The sequence below is a fragment of the Leptospira ainazelensis genome, assembly GCF_016918785.1.
Taxonomy (GTDB): Bacteria; Spirochaetota; Leptospiria; order Leptospirales; family Leptospiraceae; genus Leptospira; species Leptospira ainazelensis.
Genome location: NZ_JAFFPT010000055.1, coordinates 1 through 17,926, shown reverse-complemented (window position 1 = coordinate 17,926; position 17,926 = coordinate 1). Strand labels below are relative to the sequence as shown.

18 protein-coding genes and 1 pseudogene are annotated in these 17,926 nt (G+C 43.1%); 7 read left to right on the top strand and 12 right to left on the bottom strand.

Going from position 1 to position 17,926, the window contains the following annotated elements; genetic code table 11:
• The first annotated feature begins 2 nt into the window (after nt 1–2).
• From JWG44_RS12830 to JWG44_RS12820, 3 genes are read left to right on the top strand one after another with little or no spacing between them, the layout of a single operon-like run.
• Nucleotides 3–683: an ArsR/SmtB family transcription factor gene (locus tag JWG44_RS12830; RefSeq protein ID WP_205275359.1), complete on the top strand. Its 681-nt coding sequence runs from the start codon at nt 3–5 to the stop codon at nt 681–683.
• Nucleotide 684: 1 nt separating this feature from the next.
• Nucleotides 685–1,815 (top strand): NAD(P)/FAD-dependent oxidoreductase, encoded by a 1,131-nt coding sequence (locus tag JWG44_RS12825; protein WP_205275358.1) that lies wholly within the window; start codon nt 685–687, stop codon nt 1,813–1,815.
• A gap of 40 nt (nt 1,816–1,855) precedes the next feature.
• A complete protein-coding gene (locus JWG44_RS12820) occupies nt 1,856–2,176 on the top strand; it encodes a DsrE family protein (RefSeq protein WP_205275357.1) in 321 nt (106 codons plus the stop codon).
• Nucleotides 2,177–2,610: 434 nt separating this feature from the next.
• Here JWG44_RS12820 and JWG44_RS12815 read toward each other — a convergent pair whose 3' ends face one another.
• Nucleotides 2,611–3,378 carry a beta-ketoacyl-ACP reductase gene (locus tag JWG44_RS12815; RefSeq protein WP_205275356.1) on the bottom strand — a complete coding sequence of 256 codons (768 nt, stop codon included), beginning with the start codon at nt 3,376–3,378 and terminating at the stop codon, nt 2,611–2,613.
• Between the two features lie 160 nt (nt 3,379–3,538).
• Here JWG44_RS12815 and JWG44_RS12810 point away from each other — a divergent pair, with 160 nt between their 5' ends.
• Together JWG44_RS12810 and JWG44_RS12805 are read left to right on the top strand one after the other, a co-directional pair.
• On the top strand, nt 3,539–4,246 hold the full coding sequence (locus tag JWG44_RS12810) for an alpha/beta hydrolase (RefSeq protein ID WP_205275355.1): 708 nt from the start codon (nt 3,539–3,541) through the stop codon (nt 4,244–4,246).
• Nucleotides 4,243–4,917 (top strand): hypothetical protein, encoded by a 675-nt coding sequence (locus tag JWG44_RS12805; RefSeq protein ID WP_205275354.1) that lies wholly within the window; start codon nt 4,243–4,245, stop codon nt 4,915–4,917. Before JWG44_RS12810 ends, JWG44_RS12805 begins: the two co-directional genes overlap by 4 nt.
• Nucleotides 4,918–5,063: 146 nt before the next feature.
• Here JWG44_RS12805 and JWG44_RS12800 read toward each other — a convergent pair whose 3' ends face one another.
• Nucleotides 5,064–5,789 (bottom strand): CPBP family intramembrane glutamic endopeptidase, encoded by a 726-nt coding sequence (locus JWG44_RS12800; protein WP_205275353.1) that lies wholly within the window; start codon nt 5,787–5,789, stop codon nt 5,064–5,066.
• A gap of 353 nt (nt 5,790–6,142) precedes the next feature.
• Here JWG44_RS12800 and JWG44_RS22695 point away from each other — a divergent pair.
• Together JWG44_RS22695 and JWG44_RS12790 are read left to right on the top strand one after the other, a co-directional pair.
• Nucleotides 6,143–6,421 (top strand): annotated as a pseudogene (locus JWG44_RS22695) (FxLYD domain-containing protein); the annotation flags it as partial.
• Between the two features lie 30 nt (nt 6,422–6,451).
• Nucleotides 6,452–7,261 carry a prohibitin family protein gene (locus tag JWG44_RS12790; protein ID WP_205275352.1) on the top strand — a complete coding sequence of 270 codons (810 nt, stop codon included), beginning with the start codon at nt 6,452–6,454 and terminating at the stop codon, nt 7,259–7,261.
• Between the two features lie 9 nt (nt 7,262–7,270).
• Here JWG44_RS12790 and JWG44_RS12785 read toward each other — a convergent pair whose 3' ends face one another.
• The 10 genes from JWG44_RS12785 to JWG44_RS12740 form a co-directional block, all read right to left on the bottom strand.
• Nucleotides 7,271–7,780: a DUF1564 domain-containing protein gene (locus JWG44_RS12785; protein WP_205275351.1), complete on the bottom strand. Its 510-nt coding sequence runs from the start codon at nt 7,778–7,780 to the stop codon at nt 7,271–7,273.
• Nucleotides 7,781–8,166: 386 nt separating this feature from the next.
• Entirely contained in the window at nt 8,167–10,377 is a 2,211-nt protein-coding gene (locus tag JWG44_RS12780; protein WP_205275350.1) for a WGR domain-containing protein, read from the bottom strand.
• Between the two features lie 143 nt (nt 10,378–10,520).
• Complete coding sequence (locus JWG44_RS12775) at nt 10,521–11,234, bottom strand: phosphate signaling complex PhoU family protein (RefSeq protein ID WP_205275349.1); 714 nt, start codon at nt 11,232–11,234, stop codon at nt 10,521–10,523.
• A 109-nt stretch (nt 11,235–11,343) separates the two neighbouring features.
• On the bottom strand, nt 11,344–11,778 hold the full coding sequence (locus JWG44_RS12770; protein WP_205275348.1) for a PRC-barrel domain-containing protein: 435 nt from the start codon (nt 11,776–11,778) through the stop codon (nt 11,344–11,346).
• Nucleotides 11,762–12,211, bottom strand: a complete 450-nt coding sequence (locus JWG44_RS12765; protein WP_205275347.1) for a hypothetical protein — start codon at nt 12,209–12,211, stop codon at nt 11,762–11,764. Before JWG44_RS12765 ends, JWG44_RS12770 begins: the two co-directional genes overlap by 17 nt.
• A gap of 50 nt (nt 12,212–12,261) precedes the next feature.
• Nucleotides 12,262–12,684 carry an MAPEG family protein gene (locus tag JWG44_RS12760; protein WP_205275346.1) on the bottom strand — a complete coding sequence of 141 codons (423 nt, stop codon included), beginning with the start codon at nt 12,682–12,684 and terminating at the stop codon, nt 12,262–12,264.
• A 248-nt stretch (nt 12,685–12,932) separates the two neighbouring features.
• Entirely contained in the window at nt 12,933–13,481 is a 549-nt protein-coding gene (locus JWG44_RS12755; RefSeq protein ID WP_205275345.1) for a hypothetical protein, read from the bottom strand.
• A 232-nt stretch (nt 13,482–13,713) separates the two neighbouring features.
• The gene (locus tag JWG44_RS12750) at nt 13,714–14,934 is read right to left on the bottom strand and encodes an imelysin family protein (protein ID WP_205275344.1); all 1,221 of its coding nucleotides are present in this window, start codon (nt 14,932–14,934) and stop codon (nt 13,714–13,716) included.
• A complete protein-coding gene (locus JWG44_RS12745) occupies nt 14,931–16,433 on the bottom strand; it encodes a di-heme oxidoreductase family protein (protein WP_408611967.1) in 1,503 nt (500 codons plus the stop codon). The genes JWG44_RS12750 and JWG44_RS12745 overlap by 4 nt, the downstream gene beginning before the upstream one ends.
• Before the next feature lie 53 nt (nt 16,434–16,486).
• On the bottom strand, nt 16,487–17,803 hold the full coding sequence (locus JWG44_RS12740; RefSeq protein ID WP_205275342.1) for an imelysin family protein: 1,317 nt from the start codon (nt 17,801–17,803) through the stop codon (nt 16,487–16,489).
• Nucleotides 17,804–17,926: the final 123 nt, after the last annotated feature.

Below are 17,926 nucleotides of genomic sequence, written 5' to 3'. Positions count from 1 at the left end.
TTATGGAAAACCAAAAATCCGGTCGCGAATTTAAGAGTTTTGTCTATTCCGTATTGGCGAAATACGGGAAGGCGATTTCCGATCCAAAACGAATCGAATTACTGGATCTTCTGCTTCAAGCGGAGAAAAACGTCGATCTTTTATCCAGAGAAATCGGAATGAGCGTGGCCGCGACTTCACACCACCTTCAAATCTTAAAAGAAGCGCGCCTCGTAACGGATCGCAAAGAGGGAAGAAACATTTTTTATCGTATCGAATCGGCGGGAATTTCGATTTTTGACAGCGTTGCTTCGACGGGAGAGGAATTTAGCGCTGAAATCAGGGTCGCGATGGATTCTTTTTTTGATTCCGAGGAAGAATTAAGCGAACTCGAATATAAGGAATTTCTGAAACGGGTTTTTTTGAAAGATATCATACTCCTCGACGTACGTCCCGAAAACGAATACAATTCCGGTCACGTTCCCGGTTCGATTTCCATTCCATTGAGCGAACTCAAATCAAAAATGGATACACTTCCCAAACGCAAAAAGATCGTGGCCTACTGTCGAGGCAAGTATTGTGTTCTTTCCAAAGAGGCGGTTGAAATTCTAAGGGCGAAGGGTTTGCATGCGTATCGAATTCCACAAGGTCCGCTTGAGTTCAAAAATAACGGTATCGAATTGATAAAAGAAGGTGAGAATTAAGATGAAACGAATCGTAATCATAGGCGCAGGAATCGGTGGAATTGTCGTCGCGAGGGAATTGAGAAGGAAGAATCGAAATGTCGAAATCATAATGATCGATCGTTCGGAAATTCATACGTTTTCCCCGTCTCTTCTTTGGGCATTGGTGGGCAAAAGAAAACCGAACCAATTTCAAAAAAAAATACGTTCGAAAGGAGTTAACCTCATCGTCGATTCCGTTTTGAGCATAGATTGGAATCAAAAAATCGTAAATACGATTTCGAACGAACTGTCTTACGATTATCTCGTTCTATCTCCCGGTGCGGATCTGAATCCTGAAAAAGTTCCGGGATTTCAGCAGAGTGCATTCAATTTGTATTCACTCGACGGAGTGATGAAGGCTAAGGAAAAACTTTTTTCCTCCTCGTCCGGAAACGTTACGATCCTAGTCTCTTCAATTCCTTTTAAATGTCCTGCGGCTCCTTATGAAGCGGCATTGCTGATCGACTCATTTTTCAAAGAGAGAAAAATAAATTCAAACGTTACGATCGTAACGCCGGAAGAAATGCCGATGTCGGCGGGCGGTCCCGAAGCTGGGCGTCAGGTCGTTGAGCTTTTAAAACAAAGGGGAATATCCTTTCATAATAAAAGTGCGGTTACGAAGATCGATACGGCCCGCAAAGAGTTGATTTTTTCCGATCAAGAGGCGGAGTCTTTTGATCTCTTGATTGGAATTCCGGCTCATTCTCCTCCGATGTTCTTAAAGAATTCGCCCATTGTTGCGGAGAGTGGTTGGGTAAAAGTAGATCCGGTTACTCTTCAAACTTCTCTTCCAAATGTGTATGCCATCGGCGACATTACTACGATCGCTCTACCCTCAGGAAAACCTCTTCCGAAGGCCGGAGTTTTTGCCCACGCCCAGGCGGAAATCGTTGCATCCAGAATTACGGATGAATTATCGATGCGAACTCCTAAGGATGAATTTTTAGGGGAAGGCGGTTGTTTCTTAGAAGTCGGCGATGGGAAGGCCGGGTTTGCAAACGGAAAGTTTTATTCTCAAGAAGGTCCGGGCGTTTCGATTCGTCCTCCTTCCCGATTTTGGCATTTAGCCAAAGTTCTTTTTGAAAAGTGGTGGCTTTGGCATTGGGTATAAGTCGTCCGCAAGTTTCAATTTTGAGAAAGGAGCATTGGAGATGAAATTGGGTATTCTTATCGATTCTGCAAAACCGGAAACCGTTTACAACGCTTTTCGGATCGGAAACTTTGCTTTGAAAAAAGGAGATTCCGTAAAAGTTTTTCTTTTGGGTGAAGGTGTAGAATCGATACGACTCGATTCTTCAGAATTTAAAATCAAAGATCAGATTTCGCTCTTTCAGGACGGGAGCGGTGAAATTCTTGCGTGTGGAACTTGTTTGGATCTGAGGAATACGAAAGAGGCCGGCTCCTGCAAATATTCTAACCTTACCGATCTTTATGAAATTATCTCCGAAAGCGATCGACTCTTGAGTTTCTAAAAGTTAATTCCGTTTTTTTCATTTTTCCTGCTAACAATCGAGAGTCGGACCCGAAACCCCGCTTTTCCAGGTCGCCGAGACGTAATCAGAACGCTGGAGTTCCCGCAAATTCCTTCTCTAAAAGTTCAGCGGCTTTCCAAAAGATGCGTAACCGTTGGATCCTTATGGGAGTTCCTACATTCTGAGGTTTAAAAGATCGTATCGAATTTTTTTGAAATTCGAATTCGCTCTTTTTGTTTCTAAAGAAGAATAGAGAACTACTTGGAACTGGACTTAAATCCGTCCTTATGAACTTTTCAGGAAGTTATCCTCTTTGGTTTATGAAATGAAAAGAAAGAGAAATGGCTTGTAGAAAAAAGGCAAATTACATGCAGAATTTTGAATTCTGCAGAAGCCATTCTTAAAAAGCTCCTGCAAAATTCAAAAAAGACAAATTACATTCCGATCGCGGCGCCGCCGTCCACTCTCAAGTAAGTGCCTGTGATGTAATTGGATTGATCGCTTAAGAAGAATTTCACTGCGTTTGCGATCTCTTGTTGTGTTCCGGGTCTTCTCAGAGGAATGAACATAGGGTCGGTCAGTTTTTTCTGAACTTCTTCCGGAAGGGAAGCGGTCATGTCTGTCTGAACATATCCGGGACAAACCGCGTTTACAAGAACGTTTCTTCCTGAAAATTCTCTCGCGGAAACTTTTGTAAGAGCGATCACACCCGCCTTTGAAGCCGAGTAGTTTGCTTGTCCCGGTTGTCCGGTAAGACCTGAAACCGAAGAGATGTTTACGATTCTTCCGGACTCGGCTTTGAGAAGAAGTTTGGACGCGGACTTTGTCATAAGAAAAACACCTTTTAGGTTTACGTCCATCACGAAGTCGAATTCTTGCTCGCTCATTCTCATAAGAAGATTGTCTTTGAGAACTCCCGCGTTGTTTACTAGAAAGTCCAGTTTACCGAATTTTTCTTTGATTCCCGCGATGACGGCGTCGCAGTCTTCGGGCTTTGTTACGTTACACGGAATTCCTAAGGTTTTTACGCCGAATTCTTTGGCGATCTCGGCCGCCGCTTGTTCGATATGTTCTTTGTTTAAGTCGCATACTACTATGTCCCCTCCCTCTTTAGCGATAGTATTTGCGATCGCTCTTCCGAGCCCGCGTGGAGACGCCGCTCCGGTAACGAGTGCTATTTTTCCTTCGAATTGTTTAGACATGATTCCCCTCGTGTCGAGTTACTGATTGGCTTTCCATTTCCGTGAGAGAAATAGAATTGCCAAGTAAAAACTTTCTCTTGAATTTCCTTTGCCTTTCTAAAACGAAAATATATCATCGTTAGATGAACATTCTTTCATTTTGAATTTGGAGAATCAAAACATGCAATCTTCATACAACCGTCCTTTAGAATCGATCGGTCCGATCGAAGCCGTTTATCTTCCGGGAAACCCGGAAGCTTATACCGTGATTCTTTTTCACGGATACGGAGCGAACGCATACGACCTTTCTCCTCTCAGCGCATACTTGGATCTCCCGGAAGGAACCAATTGGCTTTTCCCAAACGGAATTTTAGAAATTCCCGTGATGCCAGGCTACAACGGAAGGGCTTGGTTTCCGATCGATATGGAAGCGCTGCAGAAGGCGATGATGACCGGAGGATACAGAGATTTTTCGGATCGTTATCCCGCAGGACTTGAAAGCGCACGCGAGAAAGCGGTGGAGATGATTTCCAGTCTAGGTCTTAGCATGGACAAAGTGATCTTGGGAGGTTTTAGTCAAGGTGCGATGCTCGCCACAGATATCGCGCTTCATTCTGAAATGAATCCCGCGGGACTTCTTATTTTATCGGGAACTCTGATCAGCGAAACCGACTGGAGACGTTTGGCGGAAAAGAAGAAGGATTACAAATTCTTTCAGAGTCATGGAAGAATGGATCCCGTTCTGGGTTATCCGGCGGCGAAAAAGTTGGAACAACTTTTAATCGGAGCCGGATGGAAAGGAGAAATGATAGCGTTTCCGGGTGGACACGAAATTCCTGAGATCGTACTTAGGGGAATGAACCTGTATCTCAGGAACATCACCGGATGACGTCAACACTTGTAGAAAAATACATAGCTCTAAAAAACAAGTATCGCAATTACGATACGAAGGAAGCTCTCAAAAGAATGCAGGCTTTTCGGATCGCCCTTAAGGAATTGCAGGAGAAAGGTTTTCATACGGGAGTTGAAATTTTAGGTTCGATCAATTTCGGAATTGTGGAAACGGCTTCCGATATCGATTGTATTCTTCTTCACTTTTGCGACCTTCACAAAGACGTGGAATGTCCCGAATTCTGTCCAAACTTTCTTTACGAGACCGAGGAGATTAAAACCTCGCTTCGAAAACGTCTGAACGACGAAAATCTGAAAGTTGAATTCTTAGATTGTATCAATCTGAGAATGGTCGAAAAAGCCATAGAGAAAAAGGAAAATCTGAAAGACAGCGATCTCATCAAAAGGCTTATGTTTTACAGAACCATCGGAAGACCGGTCAATCGTCCTCTTTTTATTCCTTATTGTGAAAAGCTGGAGGAGAACGAAGAATTTATAAACGATATTTTAGACTGGGGCTCCGAAGCATTGGAAGATTACATTCGGACCTCGAGACATCGTTTTTCGTTTAACAAATACAATGAAAGAATCGAAGGCGCAGGTTTAGCGTTGCCTCCCGGTCTTAAAGAGGAATTAAAAAGTTATCTGGATGATGTTCCGGAAGTTTAAACTTTCTATTTTCTAAAATTAGATCCATGACTTTTTTCGATTCGCTTTGTGTGTAAAAAACAAATATCTTCTTCTTTCCGGATAAGAATGGAATCTCCAAAAAAATCAAAAATCCTCCTGGAAAAAGAGTCGATGGAGAAATTTCTCTAACGGTTTAGAATCCATAAACTTTCGATTAGGTTTAGAATAAAATGGGCCGAGAAGACGACCCATAACGATTTCGTATAACGTTTGACTATCGCAAATGGAATTCCGACCACGATCGCCGTCAGAAGAATATACCAAAAACCGCCTAACCAGTGTAAAATGCCGAAAAGTAAGCTGGATCCGAGAATCGACGCCGTAATCCCGAATCTTTCCTCCAAAGCGCGCATTGTCATTCCTCTATAAACCGATTCCTCGATCCAAGGAGCCAATAGAGAATTTGCAGCGATAAAAATCCAAACCGGTTTTTGAAACGAAGACAACATTTCTCCCGGAGGGACCCAGTCTCCGAGTCGAGTCTGTAGAAAAAAAAGGAAATCGGCGAGAATAAAGATGTAACTTAAGGCGAGTCCCGTTCCAAAAAAAAATCCGAGTCCGATCTTCTGAAACGTTTCCGAAAAGGAGAGAATCTTCCATTCTTCCCGAATCTGGTAGTGTTCGTTCCGATTGAGGAGAATGAAAAAAAGAAGGAGAATTTGGATTTGAGAAAATAAAAGGATCAGTGGGACGTTGGATTGAACTTCTTTTGAAATTTGATCCGGTTCTTGAAGCCCGGAGAGAACAAAAAAGATGGAGAATCCCAGAATCGAAATCAAAAAACTCAACGGTGGAAAAAGAACGAGAAACCAAAGGGAAGAACCGGAAGAAATCGATTTTGCGGAACTCATAAAGTTGTTTACCTTTTCTAAAAAGCGAATCTAATATTACTTCGTAAAGAAATACGGGATCCATGAAAAAACGAAGCCGATACGTTCTCTATTCTTTCTTTTCTAAAGGATCATTTTGAATGAAAACATCGTTAGATACGATTAAACCCGTCGATCAAAAAAAAGTCCCAAAAACGTTTTTTAGACTTTGGAAAGAAATTTCCAAATCTGAAATTTTAAAGATTCGTTCTACAATCCTATTTCTGAGAAGATTTATATTTGCCTTTCTCTCAATTTTTCTTTTGACGATGTTTGTTGCGTCGATGGCGGATTTTAAATCATTGGACGCTTCCAGAAAATCCTCCCCGGAAACGACTTTGGACGGAAAATTCAAATACTACAACGTAGGAATCCAGGATCAATTCGCTTATCTTGAAATCTTCGGACAGATCGAGAATCGATCCGGTCAAGATTACGCAGAGGCTTTTTTTACCGTAAAACTATACGATAAGGACGATTCCCTTTTGGAATCTTGTCAAATCGCGATTCAAGGTCTTCTCGCGGGTCATAAAAGAGATTTTTACGGAAGCGCGAGACATGTGGATCCTAAATTGATCGTACGTTTTACGATAGAATTCGACGGAAGTAACTAAATTAAAAATCAGGAATATAAGAGTTTATTTATGAATCAGAAAAAACTTTTTTTCATTCTTTTAGCCATTCTCACCCTTAATTGCGGCGCTACGGTGCGTCCGGGCGAAATCGGATTGTTTTGGAAACCGTTCGGTCTTTCGGATGTCGGACTCAGTAAAGATCCTGTTTTTAACGGGTTTTACTGGTTACTTCCTTGGAACGATATTTATACTTATTCCACACAATGGAATTCGTATAAGGAAAAGGTGGACGTTCTTTCAAACGACGACTTAAAGATCGACGTTCAAGCGGTTATCATCATGCGACCGATAAGGGAAGAAGTGTATCAGCTTCATATCGAGGTGGGTCCGGAATATTACAGAAGTATTGTGCAGCCGGAGTTTAGGGCTTCGATTAGAAACGTAGTTTCCCATCATCAGATGATTCAAATTTCTAAAAACAGCGCCGTCCTCGCGAGAGATATCAAAACCGCAGTGATCGAAAGAACCAAAGGAAAACACATCGAAGTTTTCGACGTAATCTTGGACGACATAGAATATTCTCCAAATATGTTGCACGCAATCGAAGCGAAACTTACGAAACAACAGGAACTTGAACAACAAAAATACGAACTCGAAATAGCGGAGAAAAGTATAGAGATTGCGAAGAAGAAGGCGAGGGCCGATGCGGAAGCGCAGATGATTCGTGCAGACGGGCAAGCAAGGTCGCAAGCGATTATCAACGATAAGTTGACGACGAGATATCTTCAATACAAAGCTTTTGATAATCCGAACTCAAAGTTGATTTTTGTTCCTTTGGATAAGAACAATCTTCCGATCGTAGTAAGTCCGAAAGAATGAGAAATTCTCCTAAAAATCGGTAAAAAGCGGGTCGGGATCGAATTCTATCCTTCGAATGATCTTCTTTTCGACCCGATCGAGGTGCCAGATATAGCTGTAAGAGTTGTGGAGCGGTGGACATCCCACGTTCAAAACTTTATCGATAGAGTCCCCGACTTCGGAGGCCTCCAACCAAAGGAGATAGTTCAACATAAAACAGCGAGATACTCCGTGCGCCGCCGAAAGAACTCCGAGCAACAACCAAGCTTCGGATTCGATTCTAAGATTCACACGAATCAGTTTTCCCCGATCTCCTTGGTAAAGCGTTTTCCCGGCTCTTGGATTGATTCTTCTTTTTGATAAGATGAACTTTTGATATCTCTTCAGAAGAGGAAAAACACATCTCGGAAGTTTTTTCCTTTCTTCGTCGGATAAAGAATTCAGAAATGTTTCCGGAAAAAGGATCGTTTCCACTTCCTTCTTGGAATCGGAAAAGGAGGATTGAATTTTTCTCTTTGTGTCAAGATGGATTGTTCCCATACACAAGACGGTTCTCGAACAAGATCAGGCCGTCGATTTTTGGAGAAAAAAAAAGACGCTGAAGAATTTTTTCAAAAAAACATTCTCTTCGGCGCTCGATGGGGATGAAACATCACCGCCGGTCTTTAGAACGGATTCTTAAAATTGTATTCGTTGTTACAAAGAAGGCCAGGGAAAAAGCAAGGGTAATGATAGAATAAAGCTGAATTAGAATACCGGCATAGAACAAAGAGTAGGGCGGATCCAAACCAAACAAACTTTCCAGACGTTTTCCGAGAAAAAAACCTAGGATCGATATTACAAAAACCGAAAATAATCTCATTCAAAACGCCGTTTTGCTAAGGGGAGAATCCGATTTTTAGAATTCAAAATTCCTATCCTTTTGGTCAAGGACCGACTAACGCATGAAACTCGGGATCCTCTCGAAAATTGTCAAAGTCTCGATCTTTAAAATCGCTTTTCGGTTTTCCAAGGGCCAACGCGATCTGAGTATAACGAAGCATATCGGTTCTTTTCTTTTCTAAAGAATTCAAACAGGCAAGATTAAAAGCGAGACGACTATCCTTGATCTCGGTCGGGAGTAATTCTTCCACTAAGGCGAGAAATTTCCCTCCGCCGTATTTGGCGATAAAGACGATGATATCTCCCGCAAAGTATTCGGAAGTATTGTACATCTTACCTGACTCGTTTCCCTTCACTACGGAGTTTCTGTTGATTCCTAACTTCTCATAAATTTCGTGATAACAATTCAGAACCCAACCCGCAACGTCGGGTTTGTTCGCTTTTAGAAACCGATTCAAAGCGATGGAACTGATCTGCATTCCCAAGTCGCTAAACTTTTCTTTTTCCTCTTTCGAGGAAACTTTCTCTTTGTATTCTAAAATTCGATCGAATTCTTTTTTATACCTTTCCTGATTTTCGTGAAAGTTTTGATCCAGACGTTCAATGGATTGTTCCATCGTGGTTTTCCAGACGCCGGCGTAGTCATCCATAACGTCGCCGATAATATCGTCCAAAAGTTCCCGATCTTCTTCCGGGATTTCCTTTTTCTTTTTAGTTTTTTTTTCCTTTGGAAAATACTCCTCGAAAAATTTTTCCTCGATTCCTTTCTGAGAATGATAAGCGACACTCGCCTCCTCGTCGTGAAAATGAGAATACGCGAAATAAACACCTTCCTCTTCTTTCGGAACTTTTTTGAATTCTTTACCGTTCGCGATGGAAATAAAATTCTCAATGGATAAAAACGCGAGAATGTCTCGAACCGAATTGTAATCTTCTCCGAGAATTTCCACGATCTCCCCTCCGGAGATTTCGGAAGAATCAGAATTTTCTAATATATAGTTGTAGAAGGACGTGAAATTCAGAAAATAATCTATAAAGTTTGCACCTTCCGAAATTGCGTCTTCATAGTCCTTTCCTGCGTGCCAATCAAAACCGAGAAAAACGATTTCCCCCGCGTCGTCCCAATAAGAATCAAAAACGAGAATTTTTTCTTGGATCGCACCTTCTTTTCCGAGCCCTTGGATCCATTTCGAAATCGTTCTGTGAATTTTAAACGCGAGAGAATGCCAGTCGAATTCTAAAATTCTCTTTGCGACGTCGGAATCGTTTTCGGAAATCTCCACCGCTTTGTGAGCCATAAATTCCTGAAACCGTCTCGAAACGATCGGAGTTCCGTCGAAACTCAAATCCTTATCCGAATCCACCTCGATATCTCGTACCCAGCGGCCAATTTCTCGGAGCAAAAAACCGCCCATTCCATAACGGACCGCAGGAGGTTCTAAGTCGCAGCTTCCGTGATCGACACAAGAGATAGCCGCTTCTCCGTGTTTGTTTTTGATAAACGGATGATAGACGAGCAATGCGCCTAACGACTGTATGTCGGAAAAATCCTTTCCTACGATTTCCAGAGGAGCGATCCACCAGCTTTCGCCATCTTCCAAGATTTCTTCTTCCCATCCGTAGTCGTCTTCTACTACGGCGGGTTGATCCGGAGAATTTGAATCCGCCCCGATTCCTCGGATCGCAAACGTTGGATAATCGTCTTTGTCGTGTTTGATTTTGATTCCGTTAAAGATGCAGGCAAATTCTGCCATCGAGTTGGGAACGGAAGTATGAATTTTCCCGAGAAATGGTTTTTGCCAACAAAGATGAACCGGAGTTTCGTTATCGTAAGACCAAGGTAAAGTAAGAATCAATTGTTCTTCTTCGATTTTTACGTCGGTGATCTGGGAAAAAATTTGCTCCAGAAGAGTTTTGCACTCTTCCGTTTCCGTCAAAAAATGAAAATGATTTCGAAGGGCTTCTTTTTGATCGGAAGATTCTAAGATTCGATTCCAGCTCTCCAAATAGTTCGGATCGCCGGAAAGAATTTTATAAGAAGGAATCCGATCGGATTCTTGAAAACCTTGTTTTGTTTTTTCCTCTACGAGCCTTTCGAATTCTTTGCTGCACTCGTCCCTCTTTTCAAAATTGAGAATTCTTCTTTTTCCGAGAGAACCCGTTTTTCCAAAAGAAACAAGGAGAGAATAACCGGAGATCTCGATCTGCCAAAACCTTTCTAGGCCGTTCCGAGTTTGAGTGAAGTGTTTTCTCATGATAAAACCTAATTCTTAGATTGTAAAGATTACGCGTTAACAGTATAACTCATCGCGGAGAAAACTACCTATCACGTTATATTCTGAGATAACAGAATTTATACATCCAGAGATACTAATTGGAGTTAGGTGTGAAAGGAGTCTCAGCTTGTTTTTGCAATCGCTTGAACCGGATCCGAAACGTGTCGAATGTCCATTCCCGTATTCAAACGAACCAATTCTTCCGCGATGTTGACCGCATAGTCTCCCGTTCTTTCTAAACAGAGGATGAGACGATACACATCCGCGAATTGATTTTTATCCAATCTTGGATCCATTACGAATTTTAAGAATGCGGATTGACAGAGATTGTTGATCTCTTCCTCGACAGAATGAACGCTTCCGTAAAAACGATTTTTTTCTTCGACCAAGGATTCCACCGCCATTCCGACGATGGTGATGACTCTGGATAAAAGTTTGTTTAGAATCTCTTCGTCGCAGAAAAAACGTTTCGGGATCAGGCCTCTTCGAAAACACTTCGCGCAGTTTACGATCTGATCTCCCATTCTTTCCAAGTTTCTTGTGATCCGGATCGCAGAAAGTGCGAAACGAAGAGGGTCTCTTTTTAAGATGACTTCTCCGTCGACCTGATCCATTCCCATAGAATTCCGATTGGCGACCGCTTCCAAGATCGCGTTCTGGGAAAGGTTGTCGTTTTGTTTTTCGAGGTTATCGATCAGATCGTCTCGGTCGATTAGCTTTTTTGCAAGTTCGGAATCGTCGGTTTCCAGAGCGTCGTCGAGAATGAGTACTTGTTCGAGACAAAGCTCCGCCATACTGTAGAGATTTTTGCGGAGAAAGTCAAACTTGGAAGTCATAGGATTTCTTAAGACCTGTAGATTTGATAACAAGGTTCCGAATCAAATTTATCGCGGAAAGTGGACAAAAGTTCAGGTACTCAGAATCCTCCTTAAAAACCCGTTTTGGTCAAGAAGATTTTCTTTTGAGCAAAATCTTGTCCCCGATTTCCTGGATCTTAGCGGCGGGGATTTTAGTTCTTTCTTTGGAAAGCGGATTGAGGGACGTTTTTACGAGAATGGATTCCAACTTTCCGTTTTTGGAAATCACTTCATCAACGATTCCGGCTTCGGAGCCGTCGCTGCTCAAAACCTTGAGCCCTTTGTATTTTTCAAATGGAATCGTATTGAGAAAAATCGCATCCACTCCTAAAGTACGAACAAAGTCGATTCCCACAAAAAGATCGGGTTTCATAAAACCTTGGTCGATCGTGATACCTATGATTCTTTTTTCAGTACGATCGATATGAAGTTTGACCACGACCCCGAGAATTTGGCCTTCCGGATCGAGAGCTTCCTTTCCTAGAATATCATCGGAAGTGATTATGTTACTTTCGTTTGGCATAATCTTTTTTTAATAAGACATTCTTAATGGATGTTTCGATGTCTTCGGGATAAAACTCGATCTTTGGAGAGAATGGAAACTTCCTTACCCAAAAACGGATCAACTTGGAAGAACCCGGCGAAACTTGAATCGAAACGACCGATCCGAGAAGTCTTGCGTTTTTATCGTAGACTCTTTTGCCGAGAAGGTTGCTAGGAGGATCGATCTTTAAGAGGATTCTTTCTTTGGAATCGGATTTGAGATATTCTTTCGAAAAGTAGATTTTTCGAAATCCTTTGAGGACTACGATACCCGAGAGATTTCCGGAAAGAATTCGGACGTCGATCAATCTTCCGGAGTTCTCTCCGGATTTGGAGAGAACGTTTTTTCCGAGGGAGGTCCAAAAACTTTTCGAGTTTTTGAATTCTTTTTCTTTGTCCGCAAATAGAATCATCGGATTCCAGAATCCAGGAGAATTCTAAAGAATCCAATTCTTTTTGTTTTTCAGATCGTTCCCGACTTGCGGAGAATTTGCCAGAACAAATAGAGAAAACTTCCGTATTGAACGACAAAGCCGGTAAAACGTATGTTTACCGCCATCTCGGAACCGGAACTCAGATGCGCCAAGGATTGAATCAATCTCGCTCCCAAGACGATTTGACTTACGAATGCGAATGTCGAATCCAAAACTCCAATAAAGGCCCCGATCAAAACCAAGGTCGCAAAGATCGGAAGATTTTCGATACAGTTGTTGTGAGCTCTGTTCAGTCTCCAATAGAAATTACTTCCGTGTTGAACTCCGGAAGGAAACTCGTTCGATTTTTTTTCTCCCTTCAGAACCTTAAACGTGCGGATGCTGATCACTCCGATTCCGAGAAGGATGGTCCAAATCGTAAAACCAATTAACGCGATGATTGCAGGATTCATTGTTTCTCCACTCTTTGTTTTTCGGAGAATGGAATCAATCTTGCTAAGAATGGCAAGTCGGATTTTCAAATTCGAAACTTCTTCCTCGGAAAATTCTTCGAAGTCGTTGTTGAATTTTAAAAAACGGAACACAACTTAGAAGGGGCGATCGAGTGAAAACGGGGAGAAATGCGGACTAACGCAGATCACGATCGGCAATAGAAAGCGGATTCTTATTCTGTGCGTTTGAGAAGAATCGAGTCTTTTCTCTATCGATTGCGGATAAGATCCAAAATTTCTTCCTTACGGCCTATCGATTCTATACTTCCGACCGTGTTCCACTCAAACGTTTCGAACCGGGAAGAGCGCCGTAAGAATATGATAAAATCTTGATTCTCCTCGTTCACTTCCTGAGGAGGATTGTAGGAAAGATAGATGGGGGAAATTGAAAGTCCGGTCCCATAATAAAGAATATGGAGTTCGAGTGAATTGACGAAATTCGCAGGAAGAACCGAGATCGTTTTTTGATCCCAGCTTCCCTTTAAAACTTCTTGAACCTCGTAATGAGCGATTCTTCTTTCGAAATCGGGAACCTTTTTTTTGAGTTTTTCCTGAATCCCAAGTTCCTTTAAAAGTTTGGAATGAATTTTTATCTTTGTCACGGAAAAAGAAGGATCGGCCGCGCGGACCAAAAAGATATAGGGAGAACTTCGAACCAATTCCTCCAGAGTGATTTGTTGGTAGTGAATTTGGCTCATGCAGAGAAAAGGACTCCAAAGTAGAATCCAATAGAACGTTATTTTTTTGGAAAGGTTCATATCGGAATTTCAGTCGTAAATTCGAATTTAGAAAAGAAAAGCGGTTCTGGAAAGAAATTTACGAATTTAAAACTTGGAAAAAGGCGATTTTTTTGATTCGAAGGTTACGGTTTTCCCGCGGTGTTCCGTTTGATTTTTCCTTTCCGGATTCTTAAATAAAGAGGAACCACAATTCGTTTGTTCCCCTTTATTCTTTTTTGTCGAAAATTAGAATTTAGAATATTCTAAAATTCTAATCTCCGTCCGAGTTCGACGGAAGTGCGTTCGCGCCCAAAATGCCGATCACTTCGGTCGCAAAGGTAGTTCTCAAATCCTTAAAATTGGCGTGAATCTGGGTGTTTACAAAAGTCAGATTTCCGGTGAGATCCGTTTTTAAAGTGATGGATGCGTTGATTCTGCTCTGAAGATTGTTTTTGAGAGTTGCGATCTTATTTTTCACCCTAGTGTCCAACTCGCTGTTTTGCAATTTTACCAAATAACTCAGGGATCGGGAATCCGCGTCTCCGGCATTTCCGGCGTATACTAGTTCCAGTCCTTCCACCGAAGAAAGAAGGTCTTGGTAGGAAGTGTCGCTGTAAATCGATTCTAATTTTGCAGGATACTGAGTAGTTCCCGCGACCGTTAACCCTGCGGGAACTCCGATACGAACGACTTGATTCGTGTATTCCAATTGTACGATTCCGTTGATAAACGAATCGACCGCGTCTTTGATTCCCGCAAAGGAACCGGAACCCGTCGCCAACTCGTTTGCAAAAGAAGAATTCCAAGAGTTGTAGAGTCTTTGTGAATCGAGTTCGATCACACTCGCAAGTGAGGCGATGTAAGTTCTTCTTCCCACGCTCAAGCCGTTTGCATTATCGATGGCGGCTAACGTATGAACATTGGCTCCGTTGTCGAAGATGAAATACTCTAAAGCCGCGAATCCTTTTCGAGTGAGAGGAAATCCGTCTACGGCGTTCGAGGATGGGGAGGTAGCCGCCGCCGTGTCCAAATCGGCCGTAGTGGGACGGCTGCTTTCTCCCAAAACATAACCGTCCAATCTGTGAACGTATGTGGAAGGAAGATACGAACGGTTGATATAAAAGATCTCGGCTTGTTTGAAAAGTTTTCTGGCTGCTAACCATTTGTTTTGGAGGTCGGCCAAATCAGCCGGCCCAGTTCCGGTTCCTGCGGTCGTAAAATAGTTTGCGGCGCTCGTTTTCAATTGATTGGAAGCGATCAGAAGTCGATTGAATTGAGGGACTGCGACCTGGTTGGCCGTGTAATTTAGAAATTCTCCCGTGCTAGCGTTTGCAAACAAGGCGATGATGAGCGTTTCCGCTCCCGATATTTTTCCGATTTCTTCACAACGGATTCCGGGAAAAATAACCAAAAAAGTAAAAAGTAGAATTTTGACTTTTCCGGCAATGAGGGCTCTTTTCTTAATCATATTAGAAAATTCTAAAATTCTCATAAAGACTCCAGAAAAAGGATCAGTTTATCCCGATCCGCTTTCGAAAGGGCGATAAATTTGTTTTTGGAATTGAGGGCTTCTCCTCCGTGCCAAAGGATCGCTTCTTTGTGTCCCCTTGCTCTTCCGTCGTGAAGGAGATGGTTATGCCCGTTTACCTTTTGAACAAGTCCGGTTCCCCAAAGAGGAGGGGTTCTCCATTCGGTTCCGGTAGCTTCAAAATCTTCTCGATTGTCCGCGAGATCGGCTCCCATATCGTGAAGAAGAAGATCCGTATAAGGTTTTATGTGTTGAAAGGATACTTCGGGAAATCCTTCAAGATAACCCGTGAAAATATAAGGTTTGTGACAGGAGTTGCATCCGATTTCGGAAAAGATCTCTTTTCCGCGAATCACGTTCGTATTCGTCCAGTTTCTTCTTCCGGGTACACCCACGAGTTTTGTATAGAGAGTTACGAGATCGGCGGTTTTTGTCGAAACTTCGGTTCCTTCCGAGGTTCCGTTGTTTCCGGGTGTGGACGCGAGACAGTTGGCTTGTGCGGCAGTGCAATTCTGGGTCGGAAAAAGAGGGCTTGTGATTCCGATATCGCCTAAAAAAGCGCCTTGATTCTGCTGGTTTAAGTTTGGTTCGTTTGCCTTCCATCCGAATCGACCGAGAACTTTTTTCTGAAGTCTGGCATCCCAAACTGTATTCGGTTTTCCTGATATACCGTCTCCATCCGTGTCATCCGGATCCGCAAAAGAACGAATCGTAGATTCCGGTATCGCTTCCAAAAGTCCAAGCCCCGGAATCATAGGAGAAGTACGGGGAGATTGATTGACGACGGGAGGAACTCCAAAGGCCCAAGCTGAAATCGTAAACGTAGGTCTTCGGAGAGAATAGGCTTCTCCGTCCGGAAAGGTTCCGGGTTCTTCCACAAATGTCACCGTTGTGGTAGCTTCTCCGGGAACTAAGGGAGGACCGGCCACTCCACGATCGTTGATCTGTAATCCGTAGTTGTCCAAACCGACGGGACCGCCCGTGATCGGATCTTTTCCATTCTTACTGACTCGAACCAACATCGTCGAGAAGGTGCTGCTTCCGCTGACGGGAGGAGTTCCTCTTCCGTCTTTTACGTGACAGCCGTTGCAGGAATTGCTGTTGAATACGGGACCCAATCCGTCGGACGCGGAATTTCCGCCTTGGACCCAGAGTCTGTTAAAGAATGAGTTTCCGCCCTGAAAGTCGATGTTTCCGCCGTCTCGAAGATTCGAAGCGACTAAGTCGAATGCGTTTACCGTTGTGTCGAACGTGGTCGTCAATCCGCCCGAGTATTGTTCTCCCGGATCTATGTTTTGGAGAATTAGAAGAATGGCGGCTAATTCTAGATCGTTATTGTTCTTCTTTTTCGAATCTAAAATTCCGCCGCATTGGGAGAATAAAACAAAAAGGATTCCGAGGAGGAATCCTATTCGTATATTAGAATATGCTGAAACCATGAAGGAATGAAATTTTTCCTTCATTTTTATACTTTTGTTTTTCATAACGGTTCATCTTTTTATATTTTATTTTTTTATTAAATCGAGAAATCGGTGATGGAAACCCCGACGCCCTTTGCCGCGTCCGTGATGGTTTTTTTCAGAGTGTCTCCGATCAATTTTTGCGTATCAAAAAGAATTTTATATTCGGAATCCGTATTCTTGATGATTTGATCGTAACGTCCCGTGAGGGTTCCGGAAGAACAAGTCGAAGTGTAGTTCGGATCCGAGGTCTGTTCCGGGAGATTGATGCAGAAAGCGTCTCTGGATGCGATCAACTGAGCCGCGATCGGAGGGGCCGTAAAAGTTCCGAAAAGGCTGCTGAGTCCGGGGCCGGTCGAGATCGCGACGTTCTTTTTGATCTGATAAGATCCCGTCCAGAGATTGAGAACACCTTGTGCGTCGTAGTAAAAATCGGCTTTTGTCGTATCGCTAAAACAAGAATGTTCCTCTTCTTGTTGTCCGTCGAATGTTCCGGTTAGCCTTTCTCCACCCCATTCTCCCGCGATGAACTTTCCGAGTCCTTGGAAGATATTTGTGATTCCCGCGTTTGGACTGGATTTCATGGTGTTGGAATAGACGGTTCCGTCGGAGAATTGATCCCGAACCAATTTGAGTTGGAGTACGAGTGCGTCGGTTATCGCTTTTAAATAGGCCTTTCTGCGGGCCGGGACGCCGGCCGCTCCGTTAAAATCACCCACGGGACGTTGTCCCGATATTTGGTTTGTGCCACCTCCGGAAAGATCCTGTCCCCAGAGGAGAAATTCGATCGCGTGCCAACCGACGGTGATCGCCTTATCATCGTTACCTTCTGCTGCGCCAGTCGCTGCTGAATCGCCGTTTGCCGCTAAGATCGCGGCGTAAGTTGTCGGGTCTCCGCCGCCGATATAGTTTTCGATTGCGCTTTCGTCTAACGGCCATGCGTTGAGAACTCCTTCACATTCTAATCCTCCCGATCCGTCAGCTCCGGCTCCGCAAGCTACTACATCGGAATTGTCGATCGGTCCGGATGAAAAACGGAATGCTTCGGTGATGAGATAAGAAGCACGCGCGATGATGAAGAGATTTTTCAAATTCGTATGATCGGCCGCCGTAGGAGTATTGGTCGCCGCAAATGTTGTTACTGCCGATTGTAATGCGACGGCATCCTTATAACTCTGATCGTAGGACTCGTAACCTAACTGAAGGTAACGGTCTATGACCTGCGCCTTTGTAGCCGTTGGAACCGATCCTAATACGGCGATTCCTGCGAGGATCGTCGAATCGTTGTTATTCTTATCTGCTTTGCAATCTGCAAAAAGGAAAAGCCCGATTAGAAAGAATAGGAGAATGAGAGGTGATTTTTTTAGGTCCATGTATTTTTTCCTGAATGTCTTTGAAAAAAGGTCCCGGGAGAAGGCTTTCGCCCACCAAAAAGAATTTCGATTGACCAAAATTATGATTTTGAGAATTAGTATCAATATCATAACAACCAGTTC